The sequence below is a fragment of the Neobacillus drentensis genome (assembly GCF_036965425.1).
GTDB classification, from domain to species: domain Bacteria; phylum Bacillota; class Bacilli; order Bacillales; family Cytobacillaceae; genus Neobacillus; species Neobacillus drentensis_F.
In genome coordinates, this window is sequence record NZ_JBALPP010000106.1 from 38,380 (window position 1) to 60,263 (window position 21,884).

A 21,884-nucleotide genomic window follows, 5' to 3' on the forward strand; every position below is an offset into this window, starting at 1 on the left:
TCTCTAGGTTTTAATAAAAGGAGCGGCCATGCAGGAAGAACGATATTTATCTGTGAATGCTTTAACCAAATACATAAAAAGAAAATTTGATGCGGACCCTCATTTACGTGATATTCATGTAAGAGGGGAAATTTCGAACTTTAAACAGCATTCGAGTGGACATATGTATTTTACCTTAAAAGACGAAAAAGCCCGCATACTTGCAGTTATGTTCTCTAGTCATTCAAGGTTTATGAAGTTTTCGCCTGAAAACGGAATGAAAGTGATAGTCAAAGGTGACATCACGGTATATGAACCAGGCGGTCAATATCAAATTTATATCAAAGAAATGCAGCCGGACGGAATCGGTGAATTATTTTTGGCTTTTGAGCAATTAAAAAAACGGCTGGAGGCAGAAGGCTTATTTGCTCTTGAAACTAAAAAAGCCCTTCCTTTATTTCCTAAAACGATAGGAATCATCACATCTCCAACCGGAGCAGCAATAAGGGATGTTATTACAACAATTAAAAGACGGTACCCCATTGCTAATATTCTTGTTTTTCCTGCACTTGTGCAGGGGGAGAATGCAGCCTCGTCAATCGCAAAGCAAATTGAAAAAGCAAATTCTATGAAAGAAATTGATGTATTGATTGTTGGCCGCGGCGGTGGATCAATTGAGGAGTTATGGGCTTTTAACGAGGAACTGGTAGCCCGGGCGATCCATCAATCGCGGATTCCAATTATTTCAGCAGTCGGACACGAAACCGATTTTACAATTGCCGATTTTGTGGCTGATCTAAGGGCGCCAACTCCAACAGGTGCGGCTGAACTGGCTGTTCCCCATATTGAGGAACTAATGGATAGGGTCCTCCAGCGGCAAACAAGGCTGCTTAGGGCGATGCAGGAAAAATTTCGGTTCGAAAAGGAACGATTAAACAGAGTACAAAAATCGTATGCTTTCCGTTATCCTCATCGTTTATATGAACAAAAATTGGAGCAGGTTGATAAACTAACTGAATTGCTTGTCCGTGGAAGTTCTCGCTTGGCTTCGATTAAAAAGGGACAACATGACCTTCTTCATAAACGTTTGCAGAGAAATCACCCAAGCGAAGCCCTAGCTGCAGCCCAAAAAAGTTTTGACCGAACACAAAAAGACATGGACCGTGCAATGCACAAAATACTATCAAAAAAACAAACAGATTTTGATCGTTTAGTATCAACTTTACAGGCATTAAGTCCATTGAAAATAATGGAACGCGGTTACAGTTTAGCTTATTCAGCAGAAAGTCGTCTGGTCAAAAGTGTCAGCCAGGTAAAGGTGAATGAACGAGTACAGATTCAATTAACAGATGGCAGTCTATACTGTAAAGTGGAGAACATAAAGGAGAGCGAAAAAAGTGCCGAATGAAAACAAATTATCCTTTGAAGAGGCGATGACAAAACTCGAACAAATCGTCGATAAACTTGAAGAAGGGGATGTACCTTTAGAGGAAGCGATTATCTTCTATAAAGAAGGTATGGAATTATCCAAACTTTGTCATGATAAATTAAAAAGCGTAGAAGAACAGCTGACGCAAATTATTACGGAGGATGGACGCACGGAGAATTTTTCTGTTGCTGAGGAGGAATAGACTTGGAAACCGGTTTACTTCATACATTTTCACAAGATTATAAGCAGCTCCTTGAGAATGAACTTAAATCTCTGGTTGAAGAGCTCGATGCACCTTCTATCATTAAGGAATCAATGATCTATTCCCTTGAAGCAGGCGGAAAAAGAATACGTCCCTTATTATTATTCGCAACCTTGGATGCATTTGGAATGGACCCAAGAAAAGGCCTTCTTGCAGCTGCGGCAATTGAAATGATACATACCTATTCTTTAATCCATGATGACCTTCCCAGTATGGATAATGACGATCTTCGAAGAGGGAAACCGACCAATCATAAAGTGTTTGGAGATGCCATCGCAATTCTGGCTGGAGATGCCTTACTAACCTATAGCTTTGAGGTTGTTGGTAAAATTCCAAATGAATATGCCAGCCCTGAGACAAAGCTAAAGTTAACGATAGAAATGGCAAAGGCTGCAGGAACGGAAGGAATGGTAGGCGGTCAAGTAGCAGATATGGAGGGAGAAGGGAAAGCCCTTTCTCTTGAAGAATTGGAATATATCCATATTCATAAAACTGGGAAACTGTTGAAATATAGTGTTCTAGCTGGGGCAATTATTGCTGATGCCACTCAAAGTCAGATGGAATATTTATCAGCGTTTGCCCATCATCTTGGTCTTGCGTTTCAAATCCAGGATGATATCCTGGATGTGGTTGGAAATGAACATTTAATTGGAAAGCCTGTTGGAAGTGACAAGACGAATCAAAAAAGTACGTACCCGACATTGTTATCTTTAGATGGTGCTAGAGATGCTTTACATAGGCAAATAAACCTGTCAAAGGATCATTTGGAAAAGACAGGCTTAAATACGAATTTACTAATGGAATTAACGGATTTAGTCGCTTCGAGAGACCATTAAGAACGGCTATTTGAGGCAATGTAATAAGTGTGTTATAATTGTTTTCAATGTAGAAACGTTCTCATGCCGTTATCACTTTCGTGTTAGCGGCTTTTTTTAGAATGATCAAGTATGAAAGTGAGTGGTCCAAACATGGATCTGTTATCAATAAAAGACCCATCCTTTTTGAAAAGGATGTCAAACAAACAACTGGAGGCTTTAAGTCAGGAAATTCGCCAATTCTTGATTGAAAAGTTATCCGTAACTGGAGGCCATATTGGACCTAATTTAGGTGTAGTAGAATTAACAATTGCCTTACATAAATGCTTCGACAGCCCAACCGATAAAATTATATGGGATGTAGGTCATCAATCCTATGTCCACAAAATTTTAACGGGAAGAGCTTGTGAGTTCGATACATTAAGACAGTTCAAGGGCCTTTGCGGCTTTCCAAAACGAATTGAGAGTGAGCATGACGTATGGGAAACGGGACATAGTTCCACTTCTCTTTCTGCTGCTATGGGAATGGCGATTGCCAGAGATTTAAAAAAGGAAAAATCGTTCGTTGTTCCTGTTATTGGTGATGGTGCCTTAACCGGTGGTATGGCTTTAGAAGCCTTAAATCATATTGGTCACGAGAAAAAAGATATGATCGTGATTTTAAACGATAATGAAATGTCAATTGCACCGAATGTAGGTGCCCTGCATAATATCCTTGGTCAATTACGGACAGCAGGAAAATATCAATGGGTAAAAGATGAGTTAGAAGTATTATTAAAGAAGGTCCCTGCTGTTGGAGGGAAATTGGCTGCAACGGCTGAGAGAGTAAAAGACAGCCTAAAATATTTATTTGTTTCTGGCATGTTTTTTGAAGAGCTTGGTTTTACTTATTTAGGCCCAATTGATGGCCATAACTTTGATGACTTATTTGAAAACCTTAGCTATGCTAAAAAGACAGAAGGCCCAGTACTTATACATGTGATTACGAAAAAGGGTAAAGGCTTTCAACCTGCTGAAAGCGATAAAACCGGAACATGGCATGGGACGGGGCCATATAAGATGGATACGGGTGCTTTTGTTAAACCTGATAAAAAACAGCCGGCAGCCTGGAGCAGCCTGATAAGTGAGACCGTTCGAAGGCTTGCCCGTGAGGATGAACGCATTGTTGCTATAACTCCAGCGATGCCGGTGGGTTCCAAGCTTGAAGGATTTGCAAGCGAGTTCCCTGAACGAATGTATGATGTAGGGATCGCGGAACAGCATGCTGCAACAGTTGCTGCAGGATTAGCTACTCAAAACATGAAACCTTTTTTAGCCATTTATTCAACTTTTCTGCAAAGGGCCTATGATCAAGTGGTTCATGATATTTGCCGGCAAAACTTAAATGTGTTTATCGGAATCGATCGAGCTGGCTTGGTAGGTGCAGATGGTGAAACACATCAAGGCGTATTTGATATTGCTTTCTTAAGGCATGTGCCTAACATTGTGTTAATGATGCCGAAGGATGAAAATGAAGGGCAGCATATGGTTTATACTGCCTTGAAATATGATGATGGTCCAATAGCCTTAAGATTTCCCCGCGGAAATGGGCTTGGTGTGCCATTGGATACGGATTTGCACAGTATTCCGATTGGTACATGGGAAGTACTCAAAGAGGGGGAAGATGCTGCAATCTTAACCTTTGGAACGACTATTCCAATGGCACTAGAAGCGGCTCAACGCCTTGAGAAGCAAGGGATTTCTGTGAGAATTGTTAATGCCCGCTTTATTAAACCTTTGGATGAAAAAATGCTTAATATTCTCTTAGAAAAAAATATGCCGATCCTTACAATTGAGGAAGCAGTGCTGCAAGGTGGATTTGGAAGTGCTGTTCTTGAGTATGCCCAGACAAATGGCTTTTATCATTCACAAATAGACAGAATAGGAATTCCTGATCAATTTATTGAACATGGTGATGTAGGTGCACTCCTTGATGAAATTGGCCTGACAACAGAGGAAGTAGTTAAACGAATTTCCATTCTTGCACGAAAAAAACAACAAAGGGCTTAAAAAATGAAAAATAAAGAACGTTTAGATGTTTTACTTGTGGAACGGGGATTAATTGAAACACGCGAAAAGGCGAAAAGGGCGATAATGGCTGGTTTGGTTTATACAAACGAAGAGCGCTTAGATAAGCCAGGTGAAAAAGTTAAAACGGATATCCCACTTAACATTAAGGGCAATATGCTGCCATATGTCAGCCGGGGAGGATTAAAGCTCGAAAAGGCATTAAAATCCTTTGAGGTAAATATTCAGGAAAAGGTTTTGTTAGACATAGGGGCTTCCACTGGGGGGTTTACGGATTGTGCCCTGCAAAATGGGGCAAAAATGTCGTATGCCCTTGATGTTGGCTACAATCAGCTTGCCTGGAAGCTGCGCCAAGATGATAGAGTCGTTGTAATGGAAAGAACAAATTTTCGCTATGTTACACCAGCTGATTTAAACGGAGAAATGCCGAATTTTGCTTCTATTGATGTTTCATTTATATCATTAACTCTAATTCTGCCTGTACTTAAAACACTCTTAGTACCAGGGAGTGACATAATTGCCCTTATTAAGCCACAATTTGAGGCCGGCAGAGAGCAAGTAGGCAAAAAGGGTATTGTAAGGGATGAAAAAGTTCACCTTCAGGTGATTGATAAAATTATTCATTTTTCTATTCAACAAGGGTTTACAATTATGAATTTGTCTTATTCACCCATTACTGGCGGAGATGGAAACATAGAGTTTCTTCTTCATCTGAAATGGGAAGGTGAAAGAGAGGCCGGAGTAAACCTGTTGCCGATTTTGCCAGCCGATGTAGTGAAGGAAGCACATAGAGAATTTCATACAAAGCAAGAATAACAAGGGTAGGTTCGCTTACCCTTTTTTTTGTATTTCATTGCATATTTATTAAGAAAAAAATGTACAAGGATTGAAAAATGGGCTAACATATGAGTAGAAGCGACAAAATAGAACAAAATACTCAGTTGTTTTAACGACTACGAGGTGAAAGTGATGAATAAAGGGCAACGACATATAAAGATTAGAGAAATTATTGCCACAAATGATATTGAAACACAGGACGATTTAGTCGATGAACTAAAAAATGCAGGCTATAATGTGACTCAGGCGACCGTCTCTAGGGATATTAAAGAGTTACACCTTGTAAAGGTGCCTCTAAGTGACGGGCGCTATAAGTACAGCTTACCGGCGGACCAGCGATTTAATCCATTACAAAAGCTAAAAAGGTCATTAATAGACGCATTTGTTCGAATTGATTCCGCAGGACATTTGCTAGTCATGAAATGCCTGCCGGGAAATGCTATGGCTATTGGTGCTCTCATCGATAACTTGGATTGGGACGAAATATTAGGAACCATATGCGGTGATGATACGATGCTTATTATTTGCCGAACACCTGAGGATACAGAAGTGATAACCAATCGGTTCCTGGACATGCTTTAATTGGGGGAGAGGTCCTTGTTAGCAGAATTATCAATTAAAAATTTCGCGATAATTGAAAACTTAACGATTTCTTTTAAAAAAGGTTTAACCGTTTTGACAGGAGAAACAGGCGCTGGAAAATCTATTATCATTGATGCCATTCATCTCCTTGTTGGCGGTAGGGGATCAGCGGAATTTGTCCGCCATGGCGAAGAAAAGGCAGAAATTGAAGGGTTATTTCAAATAGATGATCCACAACATCCAGTAATATTCAAAGCAATGGAGTTCGGGATTGATATCGAAGAAGGAATGGTCATTTTACGTCGTGATATTGCTAAGACTGGAAAAAGCGTATGCCGTATAAATGGCAAGCTCGTAACCATTTCAACACTTCGTGAAATTGGGGCTGCCCTGGTGGATATTCACGGACAACATGAACACCAAGAATTAATGGATGAAACTTGGCATTTACCACTGCTTGATCAATTTGGTACAGAAGAAATCCTGCCATCACTTGAAGAATATCAGGAAGTTTTCCGCCGATATGAACAAACCAGGCAAAAGCTTAAATCCTTAAGTGATAATGATCAACAAACGGCCCATCGTCTGGATTTAATCGTATTTCAGTTAGATGAAATCCAAAAAGCAAATTTAAAGCCCCAGGAAGACGAAGATTTGTATGAAGAAAAGAAGAGACTGGGGAATTTTGAAAAGGTATTTGGGGCTATACAATCAGGTTATAATGGCTTAAACGGAGAACAAAAAGGACTCGATTGGATTAGTTTGGTCATGGGGCATCTTGAAGATGCAGCTTCCCTCGATAATGCTTATAAAGAAATTTATGAATCAGTCTCCAATAGCTTTTATCAACTAGAGGATGCTGCACGGTCGTTAAGAAATGAACTAGATGTACTAGAGTTCGATCCGCAAAGGTTAAATGAAATTGAAGATCGTTTAAATGAAATTAACCAACTAAAACGTAAATACGGAAAAACCATTAATGAAATAGTGGAGTATGCCGCTAAAATCGAAGAAGAGATTGAAACGTTGCAAAATAAGGAAACACATATTGAGGAATTAGAAAAGGAATTAACTTCCATCAAAAAGGATTTGAGCCTTGAAGCAAAGCAATTGACTGAACTTCGTAAAAAATGGGCAGAAAAGCTGACGAAGTTAATACATAAAGAATTGAAAGAATTATACATGGCGAAAACCGTATTTGAGATTCGCTTTGAGCCAGATATCGAGCATTTTTCTAAAACAGGTGTTGATCATGTTCAATTTTATATCAGTACCAATCCGGGAGAACCGTTAAAACCATTATCAAAGGTTGCTTCAGGTGGAGAATTATCACGTATCATGCTTGCGTTAAAAAGTATTTTTTCTAAACATCAAGGCGTCACTTCCATTATTTTTGATGAAGTAGATACGGGTGTTAGTGGCAGAGTGGCCCAGGCAATTGCCGAAAAAATTTATAAAGTTGCATCTGATTCCCAGGTTTTATGTATTTCTCATTTGCCTCAAGTTGCGGCTATGGCGGATACGCATTTATTTATTTCGAAGATCATTAAAGGAGGAAGAACAAAAACCTCCGTCTCTCCACTGAATATTGAAGAGAAAATAAAAGAAATCGGACGGATGATTTCTGGTGTGGAAATAACCGATTTAACCAAAAAACATGCCGAGGAATTATTGCAATTAGCTGAAATAAATAAAAAAAATTGAAAAGCTATCCATTCTGGGTAGCTTTTTTATGTAGAACGAAGTTATAAATGATTGTCAAGGAGGCAAAATTATAGATGTAGCCATTTAAGTTGTAACTAGAAGCGAGGAGAGTGAAAAGTTTGAAGTTAGAGATAATTAGAAAAATTATTGGTGGAATTCTCCTTGTTTCATTAATTAGCCTTATTTTTTTTCAGCCATTGCAACAATATTTAAGTGTACCTAAAACAATCACTGTTTTTGAAGGACAAGATTACACATTTCAAAAGGCTGTCCCGGTTTCAGCCTCTTTAGTTTCTCACAATTCCACAATCACACTTGAACAGGAAAAACATTCGGTTTCGGTAAAGGCTTCTGAAAGAGGCAAAAATGAAATGCTTTTAGAATATGCCGGTATCCCCATTAAAAAGGTTGATGTACATGTCTTAAAAGATTTCCGTGTTATCCCAGGCGGTCAATCAATCGGTGTAAAATTGAATACGGTAGGAGTTTTGGTTGTCGGCCACCACTTAGTTAACACAACAAATGGAAAAAAGTCTCCAGGTGAAATTGCAGGAATTAAAGTTGGAGATATCATCACAGAAATCAATGGAAATAAAATTGAAAAAATGACAGATGTAGCACCATTTGTACAAGCTGCTGGACAGGATGGCAAAGCATTAGATATGATGATTAGCCGAGAAAGCGGCAAATTTAAGACTAAACTTACCCCATTAAAGGATAAAGAGGAAAATAGTTATAAGCTTGGATTGTATATTAGAGATTCTGCTGCTGGGATTGGGACGATGACTTTTATTCATCCGCAATCCAAAAAATATGGTGCTCTTGGCCATGTCATTTCAGATATGGATACGAAAAAGCCGATTGTTGTAGAAGATGGTCAAATTGTAAGGTCAACCGTAACATCAATTGAAAAAGGGAGTAATGGAGATCCGGGTGAGAAGCTTGCGCGTTTCTCTTCGGACCGAGAAATTGTTGGTAATATTACTAAGAATAGCCCATTTGGAATTTTTGGAGAATTAAATAAGGATTTAAAAAATGGTGTGTTAGATAAACCATTGCCAATTGCTTTATCCCATCAAGTAAAAGAAGGGCCAGCAAAAATTTTAACGGTTGTAAATAATGACAAAGTTGAAGAATTTAATATTGAAATTGTAAGCACAATCCCGCAAAAGTTTCCAGCTACAAAAGGCATGGTCATTAAAGTAACCGACCCTAAGCTGCTTGAAAAAACGGGAGGAATCGTTCAGGGAATGAGCGGAAGTCCAATTATTCAGGATGGTAAGCTTGTCGGAGCAGTGACACATGTCTTTGTTAATGATCCAACCTCGGGTTATGGGGTTCATATTGAATGGATGCTAAATGAAGCTGGAATTAACATATATGATATGCCGAAAAATAAAGCGAGTTGATAATTGAGCAAAATAGGTAAAGTTCCCTATTTTGCTTCTTTTCTTATATAAAGTTTTTTCGACAATTACCAGTTATAATTTGGAAAAAATGCGATTTTCGTCGAAAGGACGAGAAAAACAAAGAAAAGATAAGATTTTATCACTAATTTAAGAAATATTAAAAAAATGAGAGGATTTTTTGTTGCATTGTCGAATTTCTAATTTAGAATAGAATTAAGAGCTTACTGAGAATACGGATTGAAATTGAAATAGAGATTAATGAGTCGAGTTAAGGAGGAACCGGAGTTGAAAAAAATAAAAGTATGTGTCGTTGATGACAATAGGGAACTAGTTGGATTATTAGAGGACTATATTTCGTCCCAGGATGATATGGAAGTAGTAGGTATTGCTCATAATGGTCAGGAATGTTTAGAAATGTTAAGTAATACAGATCCTGATGTTCTCGTTTTAGATATTATCATGCCGCATCTTGATGGTTTAGCGGTTTTAGGACGTCTTCGTGAACTGAAAAAAGGAGTATTGCCAAATGTCATTATGCTGACTGCATTTGGTCAAGAGGATGTAACCAAAAAAGCGGTTGAACTTGGGGCCTCTTACTTTATCCTTAAACCTTTTGATATGGAGAATTTAGGCAGTCATATAAGACAAGTTAGCGGAAGCAGTAATTTATTTACCACACGTAAGGCTCCGGCAACAAATTATCGTTCCCAATCCGAACAAAAACCCAAAAATCTTGATGCCAGCATTACGAGCATTATCCATGAAATCGGAGTACCCGCCCATATTAAAGGTTATTTATACTTAAGAGAAGCGATTTCGATGGTTTATAACGATATCGAGCTGCTTGGCTCGATTACTAAGGTTTTATATCCAGATATCGCAAAGAAATATAATACAACAGCCAGCCGTGTAGAACGTGCGATCCGACATGCAATTGAAGTGGCTTGGAGCCGCGGGAATATCGACTCTATTTCTTCATTGTTCGGATATACTGTCAGTATGTCAAAAGCAAAGCCGACGAACTCTGAATTTATCGCCATGGTTGCTGATAAACTTCGCTTAGAGCATAAGGCTTCTTGAAAGGAAGAGTAAATTTAATTAAAAAGCCTTCATTTTGGAAAATGAAGGCTTTTTTTGCTTTTAATTGTTAATTATTCTTATCCTTTTCCATTTCCATTAGCTTTTGAATGAGAATATGCTGTGGCATGTGCATAAGCTGTTCAAGAGGAATATTTAATTTCTGTGCAAGCTTTAGGGCAGTATCAGGTGATAATTGTAATGGTTTCATTTTGAATCCTCCATATTTTTAGTTGGGATGTGAAAAAATTGACACAAATTTTCGCGCACCGTGGTTACTCTGCTTTATTTGCTGAAAATACAATGGCTGCCTTTATTGAAGCGGAAAAAGCAGGTGCAGACGGTCTAGAACTAGATGTTCAATTAACAAAAGATGGCGAAATTGTCGTCATCCATGATGAAAAAGTCGATCGAACCACGACGGGAAAAGGATTTGTTAAGGATTTTTTATTTAAAGAAATTAGAAAACTTAACGCCAATAAAAATGGTCTCAAAAAGGAATCGATTCCTTCTTTGGCGGAGGTGCTAGAATGGCTTAATACAAACAAACTAATTTGTAATATTGAATTAAAAAATGGCCTGATTCCTTATGAAGGCATGGAAGAAAAGGTTATTAAGCTTGTTCGGAAATATGGTTTATCTGATAGGATTATCATTTCATCGTTTAATCACTATAGTATTGTTCAAAGTTATCTTCTAGCCCCCGAAATTGAAACGGCCCCTCTGTTTATTGAAGGAATTTATATGCCGTGGATATACTCTCAAGCCATTAGGGCAAAAGGGATTCATCCAAAGCATTCTTCCATGTCAGATAATATTTTTATCAATACAATGCAAAATGGGATAGCAGTTCGGCCCTATACTGTTAATAAGGATGCGGATATGCACCGGTTCTTTAATATTAATTGTACCGCTTTTATTACCGATGACCCAGTAAAAGCTTTACGAATAAGAAAACAATATGAAAAGAGACCATAACTGGCCTCTTTTATTTTTTAAATTTAGTTTGTACCTTATTTCTTTTTCGGTCGCGATGGAGGATGAATCCGGCAACAAAACCAAGACCTCCAATGAAAAAGACTAATCCAACGAGAAATTGAATCCATAATTTAGGGAATGGTGCTTGAAGAATCCCGAAGGTCATATCTCGCATTAATTTTATTCCAACTGCAGCCAAAACACCAGGGATCAATACTATAATAAGGGCAATAATCCTGCTCATGAACGAAATCCTTCCAAATTGTAATTTAAATAAGTATATCTAAATTATAACTTATGAAAATATTATTACATAGTTGAAATTTGTCAAGAGTCAGTGTTTGGTTATAAAATAGATACTGAAAAAAGTTGCATATTTTTCCTGTAAGGAATGAAAAGATTTTCTTAATATGAAAGGGTGGGAAAAATGCAAAATGTCATGATTGTAGGAGCCGGTAAGGGCGGTACAGCAATCTTGAAAATATTAAAGGAATCAGAAATGTTAAACCTTCATGCCGTTGTTGATCGGAATTTGGATGCACCAGGTATACAAATGGCACAAGAAGAAGGTATTAAAACAGGGACCTGCTGGCAGTCATTTCTAAACGAAAACATAGATATCATTATTGAAGTTACAGGTAATGATGAAGTTTTTCAAGAAATACGGGACACCAAAAATAAAAAAACAGTTTTAATTCCAGGTAGTGTGGCCTTTCTCGTGGCAAGGCTGATGGAGGAAAAAGAGGAGCTCATCGAAAAGCACCAGAATGAATCCTATCAGCAAGAATTAATTTTTAACGCTACAAATGATGGGATGGTTGTCATTGATAAATTTGGAAAGGTCATTTTATTTAATAGACGGGCAGAAGAAATAATGGGAGTCAAGAAAGATGAGGCAATTGGGAAATTTGTGGTTGAAGTTATCCCGCATAGCCGTCTGCCGCATATCCTCGAAACCAGAAGGATTGAGTCTAACCAAGAAATGATCTTAAAGAATGGTAAAAAAATTATTACCACTCGTATTCCGATTATTGAGGAAAATGGAACCTTAATAGGGGCTTTCGCTGTTTTTAAAGACATTACAGAGGTTGTAAATCTTGCGGAAGAAATCACGGATCTAAAAGAAATACAAACGATGCTGCAAGCCATAATCCACTCAAGCGATGATGCGATTTCGGTTGTGGATGAAGATGGCCGGGGGCTCCTGATAAATCCTGCTTATACCCGAATAACTGGTCTTACACAAGAACAGGTTATCGGCCAGCCGGCAACCACCGATATTTCTGAAGGTGAAAGTATGCATATGAAGGTGCTGCAAACAAGAAGGGCAGTTCGAGGCGTAGCGATGCGAGTTGGACCGAACAAAAAAGAAGTAATTGTTAATGTAGCGCCTATTATCGTAAAGGGGAAATTAAAGGGAAGTGTCGGCGTTATCCATGATATGTCTGAAATGAAATCGCTCAGCAGGGAATTGAGCCGTGCTAGACAGTTGATTCGGAAGCTGGAGGCAAAATACACATTTGAGGATATCATCGGAAAATCGGACGAAATGACCTTGGCAATCGAACAGGCAAAGCTTGGAGCCAAAACTCCTGCGACAGTCCTTCTTCGCGGTGAGTCAGGAACGGGAAAAGAGTTATTTGCCCATGCTATACATAATGCGAGCGATCGCAAATATAACAAATTTATCCGGGTTAATTGTGCTGCTATATCGGAATCTTTGCTTGAAAGCGAATTGTTCGGCTACGAAGAAGGTGCTTTTTCTGGTGCAATAAGAGGAGGAAAGACAGGCTTTTTTGAGGAAGCAAATAATGGGAGTATATTTCTCGATGAAATCGGCGAACTTTCCGCCAATACTCAGGCGAAGCTGCTTAGGGTATTACAGGAAAATGAAATCATCCGTGTGGGTGGAACAAAACCAGTCACGATCAATGTTAGGATTATTGCAGCGACAAATGTCAATCTAGAAAAGGGTATTGCTAAAGGAACGTTTAGGGAAGACTTATATTATCGTTTAAATCGCATGCCTATCCACATTCCTCCCTTACGAAAACGCAAAGATGAAATTCCATTATTATGTGAAAGGTTAATTCAAAAGATTAATCGAGATTACGGACGAAATGTTGAAGGAGTTACCCAAGTAGCCTTGTTGCAGTTGATGGGGTATGATTGGCCTGGCAATGTAAGAGAATTGGAAAATATTCTTGGCAGAGCGATTATTTTTATGAATTATTATGAAACCTTAATCGATGTCCATCACTTGCCTGAATTAAAAAATAAAAAATCAGGACAAGAACTAAATTCAACAAACGAAAGTGAGTCCTTTACATTAGATCGTACACTTTCCGAAATGATGGAAGAATATGAAGCGAATATTATTCAGCAAACACTAAGCCGATTAAAGGGCAATAAAACATTAACAGCTAAAACCCTTGGTTTATCTGTAAGGAATTTATATTATAAACTGGAAAAATACAATCTTGAAAAAAATATCATGCAATAAATTTCATAGTGTGAATTTTTTTTCATGCAGGGAATTTAAAAATAAAGCGTTTTCATTGTATTTTAGTTTGGCATAGAACTTGCAATGTAATATATCGGAGTGGAAGAAATAGGAGAAGGGGTTGATGACAACTTGTTGCTTGAATCACTAATAGACAAAGCAACCCAGGTTAGTGCCAAAACAGTGGCCGTTGCAGCTGCAGAGGATGAAGAAGTTATTGAAGCTGTTTTGGATGCACATAACCGAAATCTCGCAAATTTCATATTATTTGGTGATAAGGAAAAAATCAGAACCATTTTGGAATTGAAAAAACATGGTAAAAACAATTTGGAGATCATTCATGCTGAATCAAACACATCAGCTGCTGAATTGGCAGTCAAAGCCGTTTTTAACAAAAAGGCAGATGTATTGATGAAAGGTAATATTCCAACAAGCACTTTATTAAAAGCCGTTTTAAATAAGGAATATGGGCTGAGAACAGGAAATGTCCTGTCCCATGTCGCGGTTTTTGAGATACCTGGCTTTGATCGATTTACAATTGTGACAGATGCTGGGATGAATATTAATCCAGATTTAGAACAAAAGGCACAAATTACAAAAAATGCTGTATCTATAGCTAAGTCGATTGGAATTGAAATACCGAAAGTAGCACCGATTGCTGCAGTAGAAGTAGTTAATCCAGTCATGCAGCCTACTTTAGATGCTGCTGCTTTAACGGTGATGAATAAACGTGGGCAAATATCCGGCTGCATAGTCGATGGACCATTGGCATTAGATAATGCCGTTTCGGAGCTTGCAGCAGAGCATAAAGGAATTCAGAGTGAAGTCGCAGGAAAAGCCGATATTTTATTGGTGCCTACTGTTGAGGCAGGTAATATCTTATATAAATCATTAATTTATTTTGCTAAAGCCAAGGTTGGGGCAATAATTGCCGGGGCTCGTGCGCCGATTGTTCTGACTTCCAGAGCTGATTCTGCAGAAAGTAAACTATACTCGCTTGCACTTGCATTATGCTGCGTATTAAAATAGAAGGTTAACATTCGAGGAGGAATAAGATAATGGAAATTTTCAAGTACTTAGAGAAATATGATTATGAGCAAGTGGTGTTTTGCCAAGATAAGCAGTCAGGATTAAAAGCTATAATTGCTATTCATGATACAACTCTTGGTCCAGCATTAGGCGGAACCCGCATGTGGACATATGAATCTGAGGAAGCAGCCATTGAAGATGCTCTTCGCCTCGCAAAAGGAATGACTTATAAAAATGCTGCGGCTGGATTAAATCTTGGCGGTGGTAAAACGGTTATCATCGGTGACCCTCGCAAAGATAAGAATGAAGAAATGTTCCGTGCCTTTGGCCGATATATTCAGGGGCTGAATGGCCGATATATAACAGCAGAAGATGTTGGTACTACAGTGGCTGACATGGATTTAATCCATGAAGAAACAGATTATGTAACGGGAATTTCACCAGCTTTCGGTTCTTCGGGAAATCCTTCACCGGTAACTGCATACGGTGTTTATCGCGGAATGAAAGCCGCTGCGAAAGAAGCATTCGGCACAGATTCACTTGAAGGAAAAGTGATTTCAGTGCAAGGTGTTGGAAATGTAGCCTACACTCTATGCGAATATTTGCATAAAGAAGGCGCTCAGCTTATTGTTACAGATATTAATAAAGAAGCTGTTAATCGTGCGGTGGAAGCATTTGGTGCGCGTGCTGTAGACCCTAATGAAATTTATAGTGTAGAGTGTGATATTTATGCTCCATGTGCTCTTGGGGCAACAATTAATGACGATACCATTCCACAACTGAAAGCAAAGGTAATTGCAGGTTCAGCCAATAATCAGTTAAAGGACACCCGTCACGGCGATATCATTCATGAAATGGGTATTGTTTATGCTCCGGATTATGTTATAAATGCTGGCGGAGTTATAAATGTCGCCGACGAGCTATATGGATATAACCAGGAACGTGCGATGAAAAAAGTAGAGCAGCTCTATACAACGATAGAAAAAGTAATTGAAATTTCTAAACGGGATGGTATCCCAACATATGTTGCTGCTGATCGGATGGCAGAAGAGAGAATTGCAAAAATACGTAATTCAAGAAGCCAATTCCTGCAAAATGGCCATCACATTCTAAGCCATAGAATCTCAAGATAAGATATAAGGCTGGGGAAGAACGCTGAATGAGAAGTTCAGCGTCTTTGCCTTTCATAAAGCGAATTTTCCTAATTGGAGGTTAAAACGTTGCCAGATAAAGAATATCGAATTCTCGTCATCAACCCAGGCTCGACATCAACAAAGATTGGAGTCTTCGATAATGAAATTTCTATTTTTGAAAAAACAATCCGCCATGATGCAGAAATAATCAATTCTTTTTCCAATATTATTGAACAGTACGATTTTAGAAAGTCCACTATTTTGGAAACACTGGATAAAGAAGGAATAAATATTTCCAAATTAAGTGCCGTATGCGGCAGGGGCGGATTACTCCGTCCAATCGAGGGTGGTACCTATGCAGTCAATGACTTGATGCTAAAAGACTTAAGGGCCGGTTTTTCCGGACAGCATGCATCAAACCTAGGCGGTATCATTGCTTACGAAATTGCGGCAGGTCTTAATATTCCTGCATATATCGTAGATCCGGTGGTTGTCGATGAACTCGATCCAATAGCAAGAATTTCAGGGTTCTCTTTAATTGAAAGAAAAAGTATTTTTCATGCCTTAAATCAAAAGGCAGTTGCAAGAAGAATCGCAAAAGAATTAGGGAAAAAATACAATGAGTTGAACTTAATCGTAACCCATATGGGCGGCGGCATTACCGTTGGTGTTCATAAGAATGGAAAAGTTATTGATGTAAATAATGGACTCCATGGTGATGGACCTTTCAGTCCAGAGCGAGCAGGGACAGTTCCGGCGGGAGATTTAATTGCCCTTTGTTATTCAGGTGAATATTACCGGGAAGAAATTATGAAGAAACTTGTTGGTCAAGGTGGACTTGTTGGATATCTTGGAACGAATGATGCCGTTCAGGTGGAACAAAGGATCGCTTCTGGTGACAAAGAAGCCAAACTTGTCTACGATGCAATGGCCTATCAGGTTGCTAAGGAAATTGGGGCGGCAAGTGCCGTTTTGGCTGGTAAAGTAGATGCCATTGTGCTGACAGGCGGTCTTGCTTATGGTAAAGATTTTGTAAAAGAAATATCTGATAGAATAAACTGGATTGCCGATGTTATTGTCCATCCTGGTGAAAATGAACTTCAAGCTTTGGCAGAAGGGGCTATCAGGGTCTTGCGCGGTGAAGAAGAGGTAAAGGTATACCCTGGGAATTTTACAACAGCAAACATATAAGAAACTTTGGGGAGGAATTTTAAGTGGCACAAGAATATGATTTAGTCATTCTTGGCGGTGGAACTGGCGGTTATGTAGCTGCCATTCGCGCTTCTCAGCTTGGGTTAAAAACAGCGATTGTCGAAAAGGGAAAATTAGGAGGAACATGTCTTCATAAAGGGTGTATTCCAAGTAAGGCACTCCTAAGAAGTGCAGAAGTTTTCGCAACAGCAAAACATAGTGAAGATTTCGGTGTTGTCACAGGTGAAGTTTCTGTTAATTTTACTAAGGTTCAGGAAAGAAAAAATAAAATTATCGATCAGTTACATAAGGGTGTTCAGCATTTAATGAAGCAGGGGAAAATTGATGTCTATGAAGGCCTTGGACGTATCCTTGGACCATCCATTTTTTCACCAATGCCAGGAACGATTTCCGTTGAAATGAATAATGGATCGGAAAACGAAATGCTAATACCGAAAAATGTGATTGTGGCGACTGGATCGAGACCAAGAACTCTTCCTGGACTTGAAATTGACGGGGAGTATGTTATGTCCTCTGATGAAGCACTCCAGCTCGAGGAGCTTCCAAACTCGATCATTATTGTGGGCGGCGGTGTAATTGGAATAGAATGGGCATCCATGCTTTCAGATTTCGGGGTTGAAGTTACTGTCATTGAGTATGCTGACCGAATCATCCCGACAGAAGATAAGGAAATCTCCAAAGAAATGCAGCGTTTAATGAAGAAAAAAGGGATTAAACTGGTAACAAGTGCAAAAGTCCTTTCAGAAACAATGGTAAAAAATAATGGAGTTGCCATTTCAGCGGAAGTTAAAGGTTCTGTGAAAGAGTTTAAAGCAGATAAACTGCTTGTTTCTGTTGGCAGACAAGCAAATACAGAAGGAATTGGACTTGAAAACACCGAAATACAAATAGAAAAAGGTTTTATATCTACAAATGAATTTTACCAAACTAAGGAATCCCATATATATGCAATTGGTGATGTCATCGGCGGTCTTCAGCTTGCACATGTGGCAAGCCACGAAGGAATAATTGCCGTTGAGCATATTGCTGGAAAAGATCCTTCAAATCTTGATTACAATCTAGTTTCAAGATGTATTTATTCAAGCCCTGAAGTATCTAGTGTCGGGGTAACAGAGGACCAAGCGATAGAAAAGGGCTATAAAGTAAAGGTCGGAAAGTTTTCATTCAGGGCAATTGGTAAAGCATTAGTTTTTGGAGAATCAGATGGATTTGTTAAAATTGTTGCAGATGAAGAAACCAATGATATTCTAGGTGTGCATATGATTGGTCCTCATGTAACTGATATGATTTCTGAAGCTGGGCTTGCGATGGTTTTAGATGCTACACCTTGGGAAATTGGCCACACAATTCATCCGCACCCAACATTATCTGAAGCCATTGGAGAAGCTGCACTGGCAGTGGACGGAAAAGCAATTCATTCATAATAAGGACTTTTTTTACGAACAATTGGGAGGTTAGAAATTAATGGTAGAAAAGCGTCATGAAGCTTTAGGGTTAAACGACGGAAAAGTATTGGAAATGTATGAAACGATGCTTTTAGCCCGCCGCATAGACGAACGGATGTGGCTTTTGAATCGTGCTGGGAAAATTCCATTTGTTATTTCTTGTCAGGGACAGGAGGCAGCTCAGGTCGGTGCAGCATTTGCCCTTGATCGTGATAAAGATTATGTACTGCCATATTATCGCGACATGGGAGTTGTTTTAACATTCGGCATGACACCAAGAGAACTTATGTTGTCAGGATTTGCTAAAGCGGAAGATCCTAACTCAGGCGGACGTCAAATGCCTGGGCACTTTGGCCAAAAGAAAAACCGGATTGTGACTGGCTCCTCGCCAGTTACTACCCAAGTTCCACATGCAGTAGGTGTTGCTCTTGCTGGAAAAATGGAAAGAAAAGACCTTGTTACGTTTGTTACGTTTGGTGAAGGTTCCTCAAACCAGGGGGATTTCCATGAAGGTGCAAATTTTGCGGGTGTACATAAGCTTCCGGTTATTTTTATGTGCGAAAACAACAAATATGCTATTTCTGTTCCGATAGAAAAGCAATTGGGCTGTGAAAAGGTTTCAGATCGTGCAATTGGTTACGGGATGCCAGGATATACGGTTGATGGGAATGATCCATTAGAAGTTTATAAAGTGGTAAAAGAAGCTGCCGACCGCGGTCGCAGTGGCGAGGGCCCAACTCTGATTGAAACTGTTTCTTACCGTTTAACACCACACTCTTCCGATGATGATGACCGTTCTTACCGGGCGCCGGATGAGGTGGCCAAGGCGAAAACACAGGACCCGATTATCACTTTTGGAGCTTATTTAAAAGAAACCGGAGTAATGAATGACGATTTGGAAAAAGAAATCAACGATCGTGTGATGAAATTGGTGAACGAGGCAACTGATTATGCTGAAAATGCTCCGTATTCTGCACCAGAAGATGCGTTGAAATATGTTTATGCGGAGGGAGTATAGGCATGGCAGTAATTTCTTATATTGATGCGGTAACAATGGCCATTCGTGAGGAAATGGAGAGAGATCCTAAGGTATTTGTCCTTGGTGAAGACGTTGGAGTTAAGGGCGGTGTATTTAAAGCTACCCAAGGCTTATATGAACAATTTGGTGAAGAGCGCGTTATTGATACGCCGTTAGCTGAATCAGCCATTGCTGGAGTAGGAATTGGGGCAGCAATGTACGGAATGCGTCCAATTGCGGAAATGCAATTTGCTGATTTTATCATGCCAGCTGTCAATCAAATTATTTCGGAGGCTGCAAAAATTCGCTTTCGTTCCAATAATGACTGGCATTGTCCTATGGTCATTCGTGCCCCATATGGCGGGGGAGTCCATGGAGCGCTCTATCATTCCCAATCAGTAGAAGCAGTATTTGCGAACCAGCCGGGCTTAAAAATTGTCATGCCTTCTACTCCTTATGATGTTAAAGGGCTATTAAAAGCAGCTATCCGTGATAATGACCCTGTATTGTTTTTTGAGCATAAACGTGCCTATCGTTTAATTAAAGGAGAAGTTCCAACGGATGATTATACTTTGCCAATTGGAAAGGCCGATGTAAAGCGTGAAGGAGAAGATATCACCGTCATTACATACGGACTTTGTGTTCATTTTGCCCTTCAGGCAGCTGAAAAATTAGCAAAGGACGGAATATCTACCCATATTCTTGATCTGCGTACTGTTTATCCACTTGATAAAGAAGCCATTATTGAAGCGGCTTCAAAGACAGGAAAAGTTTTGCTTGTAACGGAGGACAATAAAGAAGGAAGCATTATTGGTGAAGTGTCAGCGATAATTGCCGAAAACTGTTTATTTGAATTAGATGCACCTATTATGCGTTTAGCAGGTCCTGACGTACCAGCAATGCCGTATTCTCCAACAATGGAAAAGTTCTTTATGGTAAATCCTGATAAAGTGGAAAAAGCAATGCGCGAGCTGGCTGAATATTAATTTTTTTAATGGAATTGTTTTTCTAAGGAGGTTTCACCATTGGCAATTGAACAAATAAAAATGCCGCAGTTAGGCGAAAGTGTTACTGAGGGAACGATAAGCAAGTGGCTCGTTTCAGTCGGAGATAAAGTGAATAAATACGACCCTCTCGCAGAGGTTATGACAGATAAAGTAAACGCAGAGGTTCCATCCTCATTTACAGGTGTGATTAAAGAACTAATTGCCGGCGAAGGCGATACATTGGCCGTTGGAGAAGTCATTTGTACAATTGAAATTGAAGGCGGCAATGGTGCCGAGGCAATCCCGGTAAAACAAAAATCAGAAGCAACTGAATCAGTCGCAGCTCCTCAGGCAGACCAGGGAAATAAAGCTCGCTATTCACCTGCTGTTCTAAAAATTTCTCAAGAACATGGCATTGATTTAACACAGGTGTCAGGCACCGGAGCCGGCGGCCGGATTACTCGTAAAGATTTATTAAAACTAATTGAATCCGGAACGATTCCTGCGGCAGGTTCAAAAGTGGAAGAACTACAACAGCCAGCGGCTGCAAAGCAAGAGGTGGTTCAACCTGCAGCAACAAATCAGCCGGTATCTACTGTTTCCCCTGCTCCAGCAGCGAATATCCCAGTCGCAGCAGGTGATATTGAAATTCCTGTTACAGGCATTCGTAAAGCGATTGCTTCCAATATGCTGCGGAGCAAGCATGAAGCACCTCATGCCTGGACGATGATTGAAGTTGATGCAACAAATCTCGTGGAATACCGTAATGCCCTTAAGGATGAATTCAAGAAAAAAGAGGGCTTCAATTTAACCTTCTTTGCCTTCTTTGTAAAAGCTGTAGCACAAGCACTTAAGGAATTCCCGCAAATCAATTCAATGTGGGCCGGAGATAAAATTATCCAAAAGAAAGATATCAATCTTTCAATAGCTGTTGCTACGGATGATGCTTTATTTGTTCCGGTTATTAAAAATGCTGACGAGAAAACAGTTAAAGGAATTGCACGTGAAATATCCGAATTAGCTGTTAAAGTGAGGACTGGAAAACTTCGTTCAGAAGATATGCAGGGCGGGACGTTTACCGTCAACAACACAGGTTCATTTGGCTCTGTACAATCAATGGGAATCATAAATTATCCGCAGGCGGCAATTCTTCAAGTCGAATCCATTGTCAAACGTCCTGTAGTAATGAATAATGGCATGATTGCCGTCCGTGATATGGTAAATCTTTGTATGTCACTTGACCACCGCGTATTGGACGGTCTTATTTGCGGCCGCTTCCTCGCAAGGGTAAAGGAAATCATTGAAAATACATCCAAATCCACAACATCTATTTATTAAAGAATATCCCGCTGCCTGCTATGGGCAGCGGTTATTTTTATTGCTTCATCTCAATATCTATCCTAAAATAGAATTAATTGA

Annotated in this window: 20 protein-coding genes; 18 read left to right on the forward strand and 2 right to left on the reverse strand. The window is 39.4% G+C overall.

The window, feature by feature from the left end:
- Positions 1–28 precede the first annotated feature (28 nt).
- The 9 genes from xseA (at position 29) to spo0A (ending at position 10,164) form a co-directional block, all read left to right on the forward strand.
- Positions 29–1,387, forward strand: coding sequence for an exodeoxyribonuclease VII large subunit (gene xseA / locus V7161_RS22920; protein WP_335715156.1), 1,359 nt, complete (start codon positions 29–31; stop codon positions 1,385–1,387).
- Positions 1,377–1,610: an exodeoxyribonuclease VII small subunit gene (locus tag V7161_RS22925; protein ID WP_335715157.1), complete on the forward strand. Its 234-nt coding sequence runs from the start codon at positions 1,377–1,379 to the stop codon at positions 1,608–1,610. Before xseA ends, V7161_RS22925 begins: the two co-directional genes overlap by 11 nt.
- A gap of 2 nt (positions 1,611–1,612) precedes the next feature.
- Positions 1,613–2,506: a polyprenyl synthetase family protein gene (locus V7161_RS22930; protein ID WP_335715158.1), complete on the forward strand. Its 894-nt coding sequence runs from the start codon at positions 1,613–1,615 to the stop codon at positions 2,504–2,506.
- Between the two features lie 132 nt (positions 2,507–2,638).
- Entirely contained in the window at positions 2,639–4,534 is a 1,896-nt protein-coding gene (gene dxs / locus V7161_RS22935; protein ID WP_335715159.1) for a 1-deoxy-D-xylulose-5-phosphate synthase, read from the forward strand.
- Between the two features lie 3 nt (positions 4,535–4,537).
- Positions 4,538–5,368: a TlyA family RNA methyltransferase gene (locus tag V7161_RS22940; protein WP_335715160.1), complete on the forward strand. Its 831-nt coding sequence runs from the start codon at positions 4,538–4,540 to the stop codon at positions 5,366–5,368.
- A 153-nt stretch (positions 5,369–5,521) separates the two neighbouring features.
- On the forward strand, positions 5,522–5,971 hold the full coding sequence (gene ahrC, locus V7161_RS22945; protein ID WP_223591477.1) for a transcriptional regulator AhrC/ArgR: 450 nt from the start codon (positions 5,522–5,524) through the stop codon (positions 5,969–5,971).
- A 15-nt stretch (positions 5,972–5,986) separates the two neighbouring features.
- Positions 5,987–7,675 (forward strand): DNA repair protein RecN, encoded by a 1,689-nt coding sequence (gene recN / locus V7161_RS22950; RefSeq protein WP_335715161.1) that lies wholly within the window; start codon positions 5,987–5,989, stop codon positions 7,673–7,675.
- A 119-nt stretch (positions 7,676–7,794) separates the two neighbouring features.
- Positions 7,795–9,084 carry a SpoIVB peptidase gene (gene spoIVB / locus V7161_RS22955; protein WP_335715162.1) on the forward strand — a complete coding sequence of 430 codons (1,290 nt, stop codon included), beginning with the start codon at positions 7,795–7,797 and terminating at the stop codon, positions 9,082–9,084.
- Positions 9,085–9,369: 285 nt separating this feature from the next.
- Positions 9,370–10,164, forward strand: a complete 795-nt coding sequence (gene spo0A, locus V7161_RS22960) for a sporulation transcription factor Spo0A (protein WP_223591483.1) — start codon at positions 9,370–9,372, stop codon at positions 10,162–10,164.
- A gap of 67 nt (positions 10,165–10,231) precedes the next feature.
- Here spo0A and V7161_RS22965 read toward each other — a convergent pair whose 3' ends face one another.
- Positions 10,232–10,372, reverse strand: coding sequence for a YycC family protein (locus V7161_RS22965; protein ID WP_223591484.1), 141 nt, complete (start codon positions 10,370–10,372; stop codon positions 10,232–10,234).
- Between the two features lie 38 nt (positions 10,373–10,410).
- Here V7161_RS22965 and V7161_RS22970 point away from each other — a divergent pair, with 38 nt between their 5' ends.
- The gene (locus tag V7161_RS22970; RefSeq protein ID WP_335715163.1) at positions 10,411–11,139 is read left to right on the forward strand and encodes a glycerophosphodiester phosphodiesterase; all 729 of its coding nucleotides are present in this window, start codon (positions 10,411–10,413) and stop codon (positions 11,137–11,139) included.
- A gap of 10 nt (positions 11,140–11,149) precedes the next feature.
- Here V7161_RS22970 and V7161_RS22975 read toward each other — a convergent pair whose 3' ends face one another.
- Complete coding sequence (locus V7161_RS22975; protein ID WP_335715164.1) at positions 11,150–11,383, reverse strand: DUF2627 domain-containing protein; 234 nt, start codon at positions 11,381–11,383, stop codon at positions 11,150–11,152.
- A gap of 183 nt (positions 11,384–11,566) precedes the next feature.
- Here V7161_RS22975 and V7161_RS22980 point away from each other — a divergent pair, with 183 nt between their 5' ends.
- From V7161_RS22980 to V7161_RS23015, 8 genes are all read left to right on the forward strand, one after another.
- Complete coding sequence (locus V7161_RS22980) at positions 11,567–13,642, forward strand: sigma-54 interaction domain-containing protein (RefSeq protein WP_335715165.1); 2,076 nt, start codon at positions 11,567–11,569, stop codon at positions 13,640–13,642.
- A gap of 132 nt (positions 13,643–13,774) precedes the next feature.
- On the forward strand, positions 13,775–14,671 hold the full coding sequence (gene yqiS, locus V7161_RS22985; protein WP_335715166.1) for a phosphate butyryltransferase: 897 nt from the start codon (positions 13,775–13,777) through the stop codon (positions 14,669–14,671).
- 29 nt (positions 14,672–14,700) lie between these two features.
- Positions 14,701–15,804, forward strand: a complete 1,104-nt coding sequence (gene bcd, locus V7161_RS22990; protein WP_335715167.1) for a branched-chain amino acid dehydrogenase — start codon at positions 14,701–14,703, stop codon at positions 15,802–15,804.
- Positions 15,805–15,891: 87 nt separating this feature from the next.
- On the forward strand, positions 15,892–16,995 hold the full coding sequence (gene buk, locus V7161_RS22995; protein ID WP_335715168.1) for a butyrate kinase: 1,104 nt from the start codon (positions 15,892–15,894) through the stop codon (positions 16,993–16,995).
- Positions 16,996–17,018: 23 nt separating this feature from the next.
- The gene (gene lpdA / locus V7161_RS23000; protein WP_335715169.1) at positions 17,019–18,440 is read left to right on the forward strand and encodes a dihydrolipoyl dehydrogenase; all 1,422 of its coding nucleotides are present in this window, start codon (positions 17,019–17,021) and stop codon (positions 18,438–18,440) included.
- A 40-nt stretch (positions 18,441–18,480) separates the two neighbouring features.
- A complete protein-coding gene (locus tag V7161_RS23005) occupies positions 18,481–19,479 on the forward strand; it encodes a thiamine pyrophosphate-dependent dehydrogenase E1 component subunit alpha (RefSeq protein WP_335715170.1) in 999 nt (332 codons plus the stop codon).
- A 2-nt stretch (positions 19,480–19,481) separates the two neighbouring features.
- Entirely contained in the window at positions 19,482–20,465 is a 984-nt protein-coding gene (locus V7161_RS23010; protein WP_335715171.1) for an alpha-ketoacid dehydrogenase subunit beta, read from the forward strand.
- Between the two features lie 39 nt (positions 20,466–20,504).
- Positions 20,505–21,803: a dihydrolipoamide acetyltransferase family protein gene (locus tag V7161_RS23015; RefSeq protein WP_335715172.1), complete on the forward strand. Its 1,299-nt coding sequence runs from the start codon at positions 20,505–20,507 to the stop codon at positions 21,801–21,803.
- Positions 21,804–21,884: the final 81 nt, after the last annotated feature.